The sequence below is a fragment of the uncultured Jatrophihabitans sp. genome, from assembly GCF_964251945.1.
Lineage (GTDB): Bacteria > Actinomycetota > Actinomycetes > Mycobacteriales > Jatrophihabitantaceae > Jatrophihabitans.
In genome coordinates this window covers 154772-167037 of record NZ_CAXULP010000005.1, presented here as the reverse complement: position 1 = coordinate 167037, position 12266 = coordinate 154772, and the positions used below count along the sequence as shown (strand labels likewise).

General features: G+C 71.1%; 12 protein-coding genes. 6 read left to right on the top strand and 6 right to left on the bottom strand.

The features are described 5' to 3' along the window. Nucleotides 1-12: 12 nt before the first annotated feature. Nucleotides 13-309 carry a putative quinol monooxygenase gene (locus ACFFBG_RS12300; protein ID WP_375479050.1) on the bottom strand — a complete coding sequence of 99 codons (297 nt, stop codon included), beginning with the start codon at nucleotides 307-309 and terminating at the stop codon, nucleotides 13-15. Between the two features lie 172 nt (nucleotides 310-481). Here ACFFBG_RS12300 and ACFFBG_RS12295 point away from each other — a divergent pair, with 172 nt between their 5' ends. Continuing rightward, complete coding sequence (locus tag ACFFBG_RS12295; protein WP_375479048.1) at nucleotides 482-1411, top strand: LLM class flavin-dependent oxidoreductase; 930 nt, start codon at nucleotides 482-484, stop codon at nucleotides 1409-1411. A 35-nt stretch (nucleotides 1412-1446) separates the two neighbouring features. Here ACFFBG_RS12295 and ACFFBG_RS12290 read toward each other — a convergent pair whose 3' ends face one another. Further along, nucleotides 1447-2130 carry a GNAT family N-acetyltransferase gene (locus tag ACFFBG_RS12290; RefSeq protein ID WP_375479047.1) on the bottom strand — a complete coding sequence of 228 codons (684 nt, stop codon included), beginning with the start codon at nucleotides 2128-2130 and terminating at the stop codon, nucleotides 1447-1449. Between the two features lie 37 nt (nucleotides 2131-2167). After that, the gene (locus ACFFBG_RS12285; protein WP_375479045.1) at nucleotides 2168-3133 is read right to left on the bottom strand and encodes a zinc-binding alcohol dehydrogenase family protein; all 966 of its coding nucleotides are present in this window, start codon (nucleotides 3131-3133) and stop codon (nucleotides 2168-2170) included. A gap of 265 nt (nucleotides 3134-3398) precedes the next feature. Between ACFFBG_RS12285 and ACFFBG_RS12280 the strand changes: the two genes are divergently transcribed. Next, on the top strand, nucleotides 3399-5291 hold the full coding sequence (locus ACFFBG_RS12280) for a GAF domain-containing SpoIIE family protein phosphatase (protein ID WP_375479043.1): 1893 nt from the start codon (nucleotides 3399-3401) through the stop codon (nucleotides 5289-5291). A gap of 164 nt (nucleotides 5292-5455) precedes the next feature. Beyond that, the gene (locus ACFFBG_RS12275; RefSeq protein WP_375479041.1) at nucleotides 5456-6793 is read left to right on the top strand and encodes an AAA family ATPase; all 1338 of its coding nucleotides are present in this window, start codon (nucleotides 5456-5458) and stop codon (nucleotides 6791-6793) included. A 3-nt stretch (nucleotides 6794-6796) separates the two neighbouring features. Here ACFFBG_RS12275 and ACFFBG_RS12270 read toward each other — a convergent pair whose 3' ends face one another. Beyond that, on the bottom strand, nucleotides 6797-7606 hold the full coding sequence (locus ACFFBG_RS12270) for a transglutaminase family protein (RefSeq protein ID WP_375479039.1): 810 nt from the start codon (nucleotides 7604-7606) through the stop codon (nucleotides 6797-6799). A 359-nt stretch (nucleotides 7607-7965) separates the two neighbouring features. Between ACFFBG_RS12270 and ACFFBG_RS12265 the strand changes: the two genes are divergently transcribed. From ACFFBG_RS12265 to ACFFBG_RS12255, 3 genes are all read left to right on the top strand, one after another. Next, entirely contained in the window at nucleotides 7966-8964 is a 999-nt protein-coding gene (locus tag ACFFBG_RS12265) for a DUF222 domain-containing protein (RefSeq protein WP_375479037.1), read from the top strand. Beyond that, nucleotides 8915-9262 carry an HNH endonuclease signature motif containing protein gene (locus tag ACFFBG_RS12260; RefSeq protein WP_375479035.1) on the top strand — a complete coding sequence of 116 codons (348 nt, stop codon included), beginning with the start codon at nucleotides 8915-8917 and terminating at the stop codon, nucleotides 9260-9262. The genes ACFFBG_RS12265 and ACFFBG_RS12260 overlap by 50 nt, the downstream gene beginning before the upstream one ends. Nucleotides 9263-9361: 99 nt before the next feature. Continuing rightward, nucleotides 9362-9988: an MBL fold metallo-hydrolase gene (locus tag ACFFBG_RS12255; RefSeq protein ID WP_375479033.1), complete on the top strand. Its 627-nt coding sequence runs from the start codon at nucleotides 9362-9364 to the stop codon at nucleotides 9986-9988. 47 nt (nucleotides 9989-10035) lie between these two features. Here the strand turns inward: ACFFBG_RS12255 and ACFFBG_RS12250 are convergent, their stop codons facing one another. Both ACFFBG_RS12250 and ACFFBG_RS12245 read right to left on the bottom strand, forming a co-directional pair. Next, entirely contained in the window at nucleotides 10036-11013 is a 978-nt protein-coding gene (locus ACFFBG_RS12250; protein ID WP_375479032.1) for an NAD(P)H-dependent oxidoreductase, read from the bottom strand. 4 nt (nucleotides 11014-11017) lie between these two features. Continuing rightward, nucleotides 11018-12259, bottom strand: a complete 1242-nt coding sequence (locus tag ACFFBG_RS12245) for an FAD-dependent oxidoreductase (protein ID WP_375479030.1) — start codon at nucleotides 12257-12259, stop codon at nucleotides 11018-11020. Nucleotides 12260-12266 lie beyond the last annotated feature (7 nt).

The following is a 12266-nucleotide window of genomic DNA, read 5'->3' as shown; positions in this document are numbered from 1 at the left end:
CGAAACCGTCGACTACGACTCGTCCAGCGCGATGAGCGAGTGAATGACGGGCGGAGCGGCCAGAGCGTCGCCGGCAGTGGCGAAGGTCTTCGCGATGTGAGCCGACTGCATGTGCTGCTGGAGGTCGTCTGGCGCACGCCAGGATTCGACCGTCACGAAGACGGTTGCGTCGTCGCTCGATTGGTACAGCGAGTAGGACAGGCAGCCTGCTTCTTCTCGCGTCGGGCCGACGAGTTCGGTGAGGGCCGCGCGGACGACGTCCTCGGATCCGGATTTGGCGGTGATGACGGCTACGACAGGCAGCGGCATGGTGGTCCTCTCGGTCGCTCGGATGGTGTGCGGCCGGCGCGAGTCACCGAAGGTCGAGCTGGTCACGCGTCCACCATTGAACACGTTCGGGTGTGAAGGGTGCGCTCGAGCCGCGGAACGGGCGACGCCGAACGCGTGATCGCGGCACGGACGCCGAAGCCGACGATGTGCGATGACCGCGTACTACGTTCGGGCGGTGGCCTTTCGTGTCGGAGTGCAGCTGCCGGAAGTCGAGCGTGCGGTGCCGTGGTCTGAGATGGTCGCGATGGCGCGGACGGCCGAGAACGCGGGATTCGACTCGATCTGGCTCGGTGACCACCTGCTCTACGACCTGCCTGGCGGCGAGGCGCGCGGGCCGTGGGAGGTGTGGACGGCGCTTGCCGGGCTAGCGTCCGTGACCGAACGGGTCGAGCTGGGACCGTTCGTCGCGTCGACGAGCTTTCACGCGCCGGCCATGCTCGCCAAGCTCGCGGCAACGGTGGATGCGATCTCGGGCGGCCGGCTGATCCTCGGGCTCGGCGCAGGCTGGAATCGGCGCGAGTACACCGCGTACGGCTTCCCCTACGACCACCGGGTCTCGCGCTTCGAAGAAGCGTTCACGATCATCCGCGAGCTTGTCCGCACCGGTCGTAGTGACTTCCGCGGCACCTACTACGAAGTCGACGATTGTGTCCTCGACCCGGGTCCGGTGCGGGCGGGCGGACCGCCGCTCATGCTGGGCTCGGTCAGCCCGCGCATGCTGCGCATCGGTCTGCCGCACGTCGACGCGTGGAACGTCTGGTGGAGCGACTACGGAAACAACGCCGAGAATTTCGCAGCGCTGCGCGCACGAGTCGAGGAAGCCGCCGAACAGGCCGGCCGCGCGCCTGGCGAGGTCGAGGCGACAGCAGCGGTGTTGGTGCGGTTGCCGGGCGGGACCGGCCGGCTGACGGCGGACACCGACGACCCCGCCGTGCAGCCGGTCCTCGCATCCGACCTTGCGGAGCACCTCCGCGCGATGGCCGACGCCGGGGCCGCACACCTGCAGCTCGTCCTCGACCCCATCACGGTCGAGTCGATCGAAGCCGTCGGCGAAGCAGTACAAGAATTCCGGGATGGCTGAGCGCGGCGCCGCGCCATTCCGGGCGGGCCGCGGATTCACCTTGGCCGACCGCGCTGGGCAGGTGCGGTGGTCGACCTTGAGTCCGGGCTGTCGTGTCCGACGCGCTCCGGGCGCAGGATTCCCATGAGCACGATGTCCTCGTAGGCGCCGCGGACCCACGCGTGCTGGCGCTGCCGTCCTTCGACCAGGAAGCCGGCCTTCTCGTACGCGCGGATCGCGGCCGCGTTCGACGCGATCGCCTGCAGATGAATTCTGCGGAGGTTGCGGCGTGCGAACCCGAACTCGACAAGCAGGGCGATCGCCGCCGTTCCAATGCCACGGCCGCGCGCGCTCGGCGCCAGATTGATGCCTGCCTCGGCGTGGCGGGCGAACATGTCGAAGTTGAACAGCGAGGTGCCGCCGACGGCCGCCCCATCGACATCGACCACGAAGGACACGGAGTCCCCGGAGGCTTCGCTTTCGGCGCGCCGGGCCATCCGAGCGATGAACTGATCCCGCGTGAGGGGACCCGGCGGCTCCGGGTTCCGCTCCTCCCAGGTGTCCATGTCGGCAGCGATCTCGAACAGGATGTCGAGGTCGTCGTCGGCACGTGGTCGCAGCGATACGTCGGGCGTCTCAGGCATAGCGAGCACCTTAATTGCGAGCTGCGTCAGCGCCGCGCGCCCATCGGATCGGTCACGTCTGACAGTGCGTCGCGCCTGGACCGGGCGCGCCGGCAATGACCGCGCAGTAAGTCAGGAGGGGGATCCCGGCAGATCAGGGCAGCAGGATGATCTTGCCGTTCGTGTGGCCGGCCATCACCTCGCGCGTGGCCTCGGCTGCCCGCGCCAGCGGGTAGGTCGCGGCGATCGTGACTTTCAGAGATCCGTTGGCGACCGCCGCGAGCAGCGGACCTCGGGCGCCCTGGCGGATCTCGGTGCCCGGGTCGGCGCCAGGGCCGCCGCCGATCAATTGGACGCCGGTGTCCGCACGCCCGAAGGCGGCAATCGACACGAACCGAGTGACGTCCGGCAGGATCTGCAACGTGACGTCGACCGCCTCGTCGGTGCCCACCAGGTCGAGCGCGGCGTCGATGCCGCCCGGGGCCGCCTGCTCGATACGCTCGCGCAGGCCTTCGCCGTAGACGATCGGGTGCGCGCCGAGTGCGCGCAGCTGTTCGTGGCGAGCCTCGCTGGCTGTCGCGATCACGGTCGCGCCGCGGCTTTTCGCGAGCTGCACGGCGAGCAAGCCGACGCCGCCGGCCGCACCGTGGATCAGCACCGTGTCACCGGCCGTGACGTGCACCTTCTCGAGCGCGTGCACCGCGGTGCCACCAGTGAGCAACAGACCCGCTGCCGCCTCCCACGAAACGCTGTCGGGCTTGAGTGTCACGGAGTCGGCGGCGACCACGATCTCCGCGGCGTAGGTGCCGGAGGCGGGGTAGACGGCGACCTCGTCGCCGACGGCCACCGACGCGACGCCCGCGCCGACTGCGGTGACGACACCGGCTGCCTCCGCGCCCACCGGCCGCGGCAGAGTGCTTTCGTCGGCGCCCATGGCGCCGCTGAACAGCTTCCAATCGACTGGGTTCATTCCTGCGGCGCGAACCGCGACCCGCACCTCGCCAGCGCCGGGCTCGGGGGTGGGGCGGTCGATGACGGACAGGACCTCGGGGCCACCGAATGCGGTAGCGACCACAGCTGCGCTCACGTCGGGCCAAACGTACCCCGGGATGCCGTTCATTCCAGATTGCAGTGGAGCGCGCGGCCGGCAAGCCGCGGGTCGGACCGCGGGACCAGCGCTTCGGCCCGCGGTCTGGGCTGACGGCGGACGAAGCCGGATATCCTGTGGTCGCTGACCGCGCCGGAGCTGGCCGACCGGCTCGTGAATCGTCGACGGTGGGGTTGGGACCGGTTCGAACGGTGGCTGGGCGACGCGATGGCCGAGTCGCTGACCGGAGCGGCCGGCACCGACGTCACACCGCCGGCCACCGCCCTATCCTGAGCCGATGACGCGGCCGAAGTCGTCCCGCATCGACGATCCGGCCCGGCTCGCCGCTGTGGTTGCGACCGGATTGCTCGACACCGACCCCGAGCCGGCGTTCGACGACTTGGCGAGCCTGGCGAGCGCGCTGCTGCACGCGCCATTCGCCTTCCTCACCCTGATGGACTCCCGCCGCTCCTATTGGAAGTCGCGCATCGGGCTGCCGCTGGACGGTCCGGTGCAGAATTCCGTCGACGAGTCGTTCTGCCAATACGTCGTCGCTTCCGGCCAGCCGCTGATCGAAGGCGACACGGCGGCGAATCCGCTCACCGCCGACAACCCCTCGATCGAGGCGATGGGAGTGCGGGCCTGGGCGGGGTTCCCCGTCATGTCGCCGGATGGTCATCCGCTGGGCTCGTTTTGCGTCGTGGACACGCGCGCTCGGCAGTGGAGCGACGCCGATGTCGACGTCCTGCGCATCCTGTCCGCCGCGGCAGGGCGGGAGCTCGCGCTGCGCGCCGCAGCGCGGCGTGCCAGCGCTGCGAACGAGCAATTGGCGTTGTTGGCGCGCGTCAGCCAGGCGCTGACCGAGACCTTGGATGCCGAGATCGCGGTTGGCCGGCTGGCCCGACTGGTGATCCCGGTCCTCGGGGATTGGTCGCTGGTGGCTCTCGCCGAGGACGGGGACATGCTTCGCGACGTCGGCTGGTGGCACGCACGGGCTGAGGCCAAGCCGGTGCTGGACGACCTCGCCAATGAGCGATGGGTCGGCGTCCGGAGCCCGGGCGGAGCGACCTTTCAGGCGATGAGTTCCCGCGAACCAAGAGTGGTGTACTCCGGCGCGCTCGAGACCGGACTCGCCGCGCTGCGGTCACCAAGGGCCAAGAACGCCTTCCGCGCACTGGCGCCACAGTGCTACGGGGCCTGGCCGCTCGTATTCAGCGACACCGTCCATGGCGTGTTGCTCATCGCTCGCGACGCTGGCCGCGAGCCGTTCACCCGGGCCGAGATCGACCTCGCGAACAACATCGCGCAGCGGGCCGGCACGGTGCTTGACAACGCCCGGCTGTACGCGTTGCAGCAAGCGATGACCGCCGATCTCGCGCGCGCCAATGAGCGGCTGCGCGAGGCCGCGCGACACGACCATGCCGTCGCCCGCGCGCTGCAGGACGCGATGCTCACCCGGCTACCCGAGCCCGATCACCTGCACATCGCGGCCCGGTACCGGGCGGCCGAGTCCCATGATCAGGTGGGCGGCGACTGGTACGACGCCCTGCTGCCGCCCGACGGCGCGACCACGCTGATGATCGGCGACGTCGCCGGGCATGACATCGCCGCCGCCACCGTCATGGGTCAGTTGCGGAACCTTCTCCGCGGGATGGCGTGGGAGCACGATGACGACCCGCCGTCAGCGCTGATCACCCGGCTGGACAGGGCGATGAGAGACCTGGGCATCTCGACGATGACCACATTGATCGTCGCCCGGATCGAGCAGGACGACGCCGCCAAATCCGCCGGCTTGCGGCGCCTGCGCTGGTCCTGCGCAGGCCACCCGACCCCGGTCCGGATCGACGCCGACGGCGTGCCCACGCTGTTGACGAGCCGGGTAGACCCGCCGCTCGCGACGCTGCGCAACGTGACGCGACGCGACGAAGCCGTCGACCTGGGCGCCGGCGAGACGCTGCTGCTCTACACCGACGGGCTCATCGAGACCCGAAACCACGAGCTGGATGAGCGGCAGGCCCAACTGCTCGCGGTGCTAGAAGGCTGCCGTGAGCTCGGTCTGGAGGATCTGCTCGACGCGGTGGTCACGGGCATGGTCGGCGATCAGCCGGACGACGATGTGGCCTTGCTGGCAGTCCGGTTTCATCCCGAAGACCGGCCCCGTCCGGCCGAAGCAGGCCCGGTGCGCGACTGAGGCTGTCCAGCGCGAGCGGTGCTGTCGACAAGCCGGCTGCGTTTCCCGATGCGACGGTCCGGTCCGGCCACGGCGCCGCCTACGCGTTCGTCCCGGCCGCCCTGCCACTGCTGGCGTTGGAAAACGCGTTGCCAGGAGCGACCGGCTTCGGCATTCTCGGTTGCTTGTCCTCGATCCAGGAAGAGACCATGTTCAGCCAGCCGACAGCCGACCTCGACGGCTCGCTTGCGGGCCTGCGGCGTGAATCGCCGCAGGCCCGCGACGCGCTGTCCGCGTTAGGTCGTCTGCTCGGCGCGGCCTTGAGCGAACCGCCGCACAACCTCACCTCGTTCATCGGCCACCACTTGCGCACGACGCCGAGTGGCGTCGCCTCGGTGGCAGCTGCGTTGCGCGGCGTCGACGAAGCTCTGGTCGAGGTCGCCGCGGCCCGTCTGCTGGCGGGCGCGCCGTCGGCGGTGCTCGCCGACGACGCCGGCAGCGGCTCGCCCGGTTACCAGCTGGTGACCGTCGACATCGGCGAGCAGCTGTCCGCTCCCGACGACCTGGCCGCGTATCTGCCGGCCGGCGAGGCTTTCGAGTTCGACGGGGTGCTCGTGCTGACGTGGGAACACGGCGCGGCCAAGATCGCGCTGCACGTGCGCCGCGCGGACCACCAAGCGGCCAATGCGGCGCTGGCAGCTCTGCTCGCGCGGGCGCGCGGGGCCGACAACTTCTACCGGGGCAAAACGCTGCGTGTGAACGCCGTCGACCACGGCGTCCGGTTGACGCCCATGGCGCCGGCGCTCGCCGACCGTTCGGAGATCGTGCTGCCGGCGCCTGTGTGGGCCGAAGTGGACGCGAACGTCGGCGGGCTCGTCAAGCACGGCGAGGTGCTCGCGACAGCCGGCCTCGGCGCGTCGCGCGGGCTGTTGATCGTCGGCAGCCCGGGCGTCGGCAAGACGGCGCTCTGTCGAGTGATCGCATCCGAGCTGCCGCCCGGCACGACGATTCTGGTGGTCGACGCGCAGGTCTCGTCGGACGGGCTCGGTCAGTTGTACGAGTCGATGGTTCTGCTGGCGCCGGCGGCGGTATTCCTCGACGACATCGACTTGATGGCCGGCGACCGCCGACGAGGGACGGCCCGCGGCGCTCTACGAGAGCTGCTCACCCAGCTGGACGGCTTCGCGCCGACGGCGGCTGTGCTCACCGTCGCGACGACGAACGAGGTCGCGGCGATCGATCCCGCGCTGATCCGCGCCGGCCGTTTCGACAGCGTCGTCGAGATCGGCCGGCCCGACCGCGAGGCTCGGGCGCAGATTCTGCGTCGGTACCTCGCGCCGTTCGGTGACATCGCCGTCGACCGGCTCGCCAGCCGAACTGACGGCGCCTCCGGGTCGGACCTGCGGGAGGTTGTCCGCCGCGCGGTGCTTGAGCACGGCACCGAGGTGACCGAAGCTCACCTGTTGGATGTCGTCATCACCGGCCGTTGGCAGCCCACCGCGCCGACCGGCCAGTACCTCTAGCAGTCAGGCGAGTTGGACAAGCGCGGTCACGTCGTCGGTCGGCAGGTCACCCGCGACGGTGGCGGTCACCGTCAGCTTCTGCAACTCGATCGAGGCGCCATAGTTGGACAAGAACGCGGTGTCGGCTGCGTCGCGGCCGGTCGCGATGCGCACCAGCGAGGCGCGCGGGGCGAGCAGCGTCGCATCGATCACGTGCCAGGTGTCGTCGATGAGCGCCTCGGCGACGGCGTGGAAGTCCATCGGTTCCAGCCCGGGCGCGTAGACCGCGACGAGACGGGCGGGCACCCCCTTCGCCCGCAGCAACGCCACTGCGAGATGCGCGAAATCCCGGCAGACGCCCCGACCCGCCAGCAGGGTTTCGACGGCCCCGTCGGTGGGCCCGCTGCTGCCGCTGACGTAGTCGAGCTGCGTTCCGACCCAGGACGAGACGGCCGCGAGGACGTCGGCCGGCTCGGTGATGTCGTGGAACAGCCGCGCTGCGAACCCGATCAGCCGATCAGCCTCGCAGTAGCGGCTCGGCCGCAGGTAGAGCAGCTCGTCGGCGACGTCGTACTCCGGCGGCGGCGCCGTGGCCGGCAGCTCGGCCCGGTAGGTCAGCAGCAGATCGCCGGGCTGCGCGTCGACGATCCACAGCCGCCCGGCGGCGGGCGCGGCGACTTCGCGCCAGGACTGCCGGGCTCCGTTCAGAGTCAGCGAGATATCTTCCTCGGCCCGGTGCGCCGCCGGGTCCGCGACGGCCAGCTGCAACGCGAGCCGGCACGGTCCCTGCACCGCAAGCTGCAGCTCAGCGCTGACGGTGCGAACGAGCGTCATGGTGTCCGAATCTCGAGCGGGCCGAGCCGGTGCGTCGCGATCGTCGCCCAGCCATCGTCAGCGTAGGCCGCTCGCGGGAGGGCTGTGCCCCCTTCGTCGCGCTCGCCGGGCGTGTCAGTCGCGGGCCGCCGCCGGCGCCCGAGCGAGCCGATCGTGTCTGGACGCGTTACTTGGGCTGACGGTCGTCCGAGCGTGCGCCTGAGCAACGACGGTTAATAGCGTCGGTTGCCAGGTAGAAGATCGCCGAATCTCCTACCGTGTAAGGGTTCAGGTGCTGGACGGCTTGACTTCCCACGACGTTCGACTAATATAGAACACGTGAGTCTGGACCTCGAGGATCGTCCGGCGGGGACGGTTCTGTGCTGCCGCAGGCAGGCTCGCCGGCCGCGTCGCTGGCGGCGATGCACGCCGAGCTCGACACGCTGTTGGGCGCGGATCTGTCCGTATCCAGCGACGCCGACATCCTTGACGGCCTGCGCGAGGCGGAGCGGTTGCGCCGGCGGCTGGCCGCGTTGGACCACCGGGTGGTGACGCAGTTGGAGCGCCGCGGGGTGGCGCAGGCGAAGGGCTATCGGGATCCGCAGACCCTGCTGGTCGAGACGTTGCGGGTCTCGCGGCGGGAGGCGCGGGCCCGGGTGACGGCGGCGCGGGACCTGGGGCCGCGGGTGTCGCTGACCGGGGAGGTGTTGCCGCCGGTCTATCCGGAGGTCGCGGCCGGGCAGGCCGCGGGGACGGTGTCGGTCGAGCAGTCCCGGATCATCGTGAAGACGTTGAACACCCTGCCCGGGCATGTCACGGTCGAGGCCGGGGACGCGATCCGGGACGCGTTGCTCACGTTGGCGGGGGTGTGCGGGCCGGAGTCGGTGGGGACGGCGGCGCGGCACGCGCTGGTCACAGTGGAGCAGGACTGCGCGCCGCCGGAGGCCGACGAGCGCCGCGAGGCCCGTCGCGGGGTGCACGTGTTCGAACGTCCGGACGGGTCGTCTCGGCTCGGCGGGGAGCTGACCTGCGAGTTGACCGAGGCGCTGTTGACGGTGTTCGACTCCCTCGCCGCCCCGAAACCAGCGTCAGAGGGAGTGAAGGACTTGCGCTCGGGTGGGCAGCGGCGCCACGACGCGCTGCTCGACGCCCTGAAACTGCTGCTGCGGTCCGAGCAGCTGCCCGACGTCGGCGGGGTGTCGACCACGGTGTTGATCACCCATCGACCATCAGGCGTGGCTGTCCGGGGTCGGCTGCGCGCAGGCCGGGCACGGCGGGGTGCTCACGGCGAGGGAGGCGGTCCGGCAGGCCGGCGGCGACGCCGCGGTCGTGACCGTCGCGCTGGACGACATGCGCGCCGTGACCGCGCTGTCCGGTGAGCATCGGATCTTCACCCGCCGGCAACGCCGCGCGCTGGCTGCCCGTGATCTCGGCTGCACGTTCCCCGGCTGCCCCGCCCCGCCGGGCTGGTGCGAAGCGCACCACGCGACCGACTACGCGATCACCGGCCAGACCAGCGTCGACGACGGCGGACTGGTCTGCGGCTACGACCACCGCGAACGCGTCCGTCAAGGCTGGACCACCCGCATGATCAACGGCCGGATGTGGTGGATCCCGCCACCCTGGATCGATCCAAACCAGACACCCGTCCGCAATAGCTACCACGACAAAAACTGACGCGCGAGCACGTGGTCAGCACGCGCCAACGCTATCCGGCGAATCGACATCGGACCGCAGCACCGACCGGTTGTCACCTAGCAGCGAGATGGTCGACGGGTGGACGTCACCCATCTCGGTCATGCCTGCCTGCTCGTCGACACCGGCCGCGCCCGGCTGTTGATCGACCCCGGCACGCTTTCCGACGTCGGCACACCGGACGGCCTGGACGCCGTGCTGATCACCCACCAGCACCCGGACCACCTCGACCTGGACGCGCTCGAGCGGGTGCTCGCAGCCAATCCCGCCGCCGCCCTCGTCGTCGACGCGGATACCGCCAGCGCCGTCGCCGGACTGCCCGAACATTCGGTCGCCCGGCCGGGGGAGCGGTTGACGTTCGGCGGCGCCGTCGTGGACGTGCTCGGCGGCATCCACGCGCCGGTGTATGGGGACGTCCCGGGCTGCACGAACTCCGCCTACCTGGTCGACGACGGCGCGCTGCTGCACCCGGGCGACTCGTTCTTCGTGCCCGAGCAGGACGTCGACGTGCTGGCGGTGGCGATCGACGGCCCGTGGCTGAAGCTCGCCGAGGCGATCGACTACCTGACCACCGTGCGACCGCGACTCGCGCTGCCGGTGTACGAGGGCGAGACGACAGATCCGGCCAAGTACGCCGGGATGCTTGACGGCCTGAGCGGCGGCGGGATCGTCCGCCCGCTCGACCGCGGGCAGCCGACTTCGCTGTAGCCGGCACAGCGGCCGACCTCGTGGCAGTCGGCAGGGCGCCGGCGCGCTCAGGACCTCGTCGAAACCGGCTCGTCCGCGGCTGGCCGCACCACCGGGTCGAAGGCGTCATAGGCGCTTGCCCGCCGCTCGATCTCGGCGCGCTGCCCGGCATGACGCGCGGCGGTCTCCTGGATCTCCACCGAATGCGCCTGCCGGTCGGCCATGCCGATCACCGAGGTCGTCAGGTCCGTCCAGGACACCGCACCGTCCGCGCCGGCCAATCGCCCGCGCGCGCCGCAGGTGGCGCACTCGACGTCCGTCCCGCGCAGCACCACGACGTCGAGATGGCACATCGGGCACAGTCCCGCGTCGCCGAGGTACTCGGCGTCGTCGAGCCCCCGGCCGAGTTGGCCGGCCACGCGCTCGCCTAGCAGTTTTGCGCGGGTCAGCGCGTCCGCGTCCAGCACGATCGAGCGCGGCGTGCCGGCCCCGCCGAACAGCGCCTGGTCGACCACCGCCGTCGACATCGAGAACGTCAGCGTATGCAGCAGCGGCAGCGCCAGCGCGCGCCACTGCGAGGTCAGCGCGCCGCCCACCGCGAGGAAGCCGGCGACCCGCGGCCGGAGGACCCGCTCGTCCAGTCGGAACGGCACCGTCGGCTCGTGCCCGGCGCGGCGCACCTCGAGCAGCTGTTCGATGATCGCGGCGTCGGCGTTGGGACCGAGCAGCCGGTCGCCGAGCAGCTTCAACCGGCCGGTGACCGACCGCGAGATGATCGGCGTGCTGACGATCAGCCCGGCGCACTCGACGAGCCGCTCCCAGAACCACCAGGCGTCATCGGGCTCGGACGGGTCGGGTCCGGACGGGATGCGCAGCTCTTCCAGACGCACCAGCTGCACGTCCGCGCCGGCCGCTGCCGCCGCCTGCAGCGCCTCCTTCAGCAGGATCTCCGCGCTGCCGCGCGGCTGCCCGCAGGACAGCCCGAGGACCCGCGCAGCGCCGGCCCCGGTGGTGTTCGCGTCCGTCGTCAAGGCTTGCGTCGTCATGGCCTCAGACCGTCGTCTCCTGCGCGCCTCTCGAGGCGAGCGCGCCGCCGCCGAACTGCCGGTCGTGCTGCATGGTCATCTCGATGAACGGATAGACGAGCTCGCGCATCTGCTCCTCGAACGCGCCGATCGCGGGCACGAGCTCCGCCTCGCCGCGGGACACCGCGGACAGCCGGTCGAGCAGCATGCGCGCGTCGTTCAGCGCGAGGTTCGCGCCCATGCCGAGGGTCGGCAGCATGGCGTGCGCGGCGTCGCCGATCACCGTGACCCGCGACGGCGCCCACACCGCGCCGGGTTCGACGTGCCCGAACGGGATGCCGAAGATCGACGGCAGGTCGAGGCCGGCGACGATCGCCCGCAGCGCCGGGTGCCAGCCGTCGATGGCCTCGAGCATCGCGTCGCGCACCATCGCCGGGGTCTCGGCCGTCCACTCCGCGGCCGGCGGGATGACCGTGCCGGGCGGCACGCTGCAGCTGACCATCAGGTAGTCCTCGACCGGGTCCAGGCGGACGTCCGGCGCGGTGGCCGCCGCAGCAGCGGCCACCGGTTGGCGCGGCTGGAACGCGCCGAGCAGCACCCGGGCGCCCTTCGTGTCCGCGGCGATGATCACGCCTTGCAGCAGCAGCGTCGGGATCTGCTCGAGCAGCTCGGGGGTGAGGATCGTCCGGCCGTAGAGCCCCAGGCCGCGGATCCCCGCGTCGACGACGCGCACCTCCGGCAGCCGCTGGGCGCGCACCGCGGACCGGATGCCGTCGGCGCCGACCAACACGTCGCCCTCGGCGGTGCTGCCGTCGGCGAGCTGCACGCGCACGCCGTCGGCCGTCTCCGAATACGACACGACCGCCGCGCCCGGCCGGAAGGAGTCGCCGAGACGGGACAGCAGGATCTGCCGCAAGGTCTTGCGGTGCACGCCGGTGTGCCGCCGCTCGCCCTCGTTCGGCGGGCCGAGGTGCGGCTGCGCGCTGAGCTCGTCGAGCTGGTCGGTGAGCACGATCGACTCGCCGCGCTCGGGCGGCTTGCGCGATGTGTCGAGGTAGAGCTCGAACAGGTCCGCCGGCAGGCAGCGGCGCAGGGCCTCGCCGCCGAAGGCGTTCATGTGCAGCATGTAGCCGGTCTTGCGGCTGAGGTCGGCGTCGCGCTCGAACACCTCGCAGGTCAGCCCGTCCTTGAGCAGGCCGTGGGCGAGCGCGAGCCCGCTCAGGCCGCCGCCGGCGATGAGGACGTGCAGCGGTCGGGATGCGCTCATGAGATCT

Bases quoted from the DNA above. Each gene is read 5' to 3' on its own strand.
- ACFFBG_RS12295 (WP_375479048.1), top strand. From the start codon at position 482: ATGACCGCGTACTACGTTCGGGCGGTGGCCTTTCGTGTCGGAGTGCAG.
- ACFFBG_RS12245 (WP_375479030.1), bottom strand. From the start codon at position 12,259: ATGAGCGCATCCCGACCGCTGCACGTCCTCATCGCCGGCGGCGGCCTG.
- ACFFBG_RS12280 (WP_375479043.1), top strand. From the start codon at position 3,399: ATGACGCGGCCGAAGTCGTCCCGCATCGACGATCCGGCCCGGCTCGCC.
- ACFFBG_RS12285 (WP_375479045.1), bottom strand. From the start codon at position 3,133: ATGAACGGCATCCCGGGGTACGTTTGGCCCGACGTGAGCGCAGCTGTG.
- ACFFBG_RS12300 (WP_375479050.1), bottom strand. From the start codon at position 309: ATGCCGCTGCCTGTCGTAGCCGTCATCACCGCCAAATCCGGATCCGAG.
- ACFFBG_RS12250 (WP_375479032.1), bottom strand. From the start codon at position 11,013: ATGACGACGCAAGCCTTGACGACGGACGCGAACACCACCGGGGCCGGC.
- ACFFBG_RS12270 (WP_375479039.1), bottom strand. From the start codon at position 7,606: ATGACGCTCGTTCGCACCGTCAGCGCTGAGCTGCAGCTTGCGGTGCAG.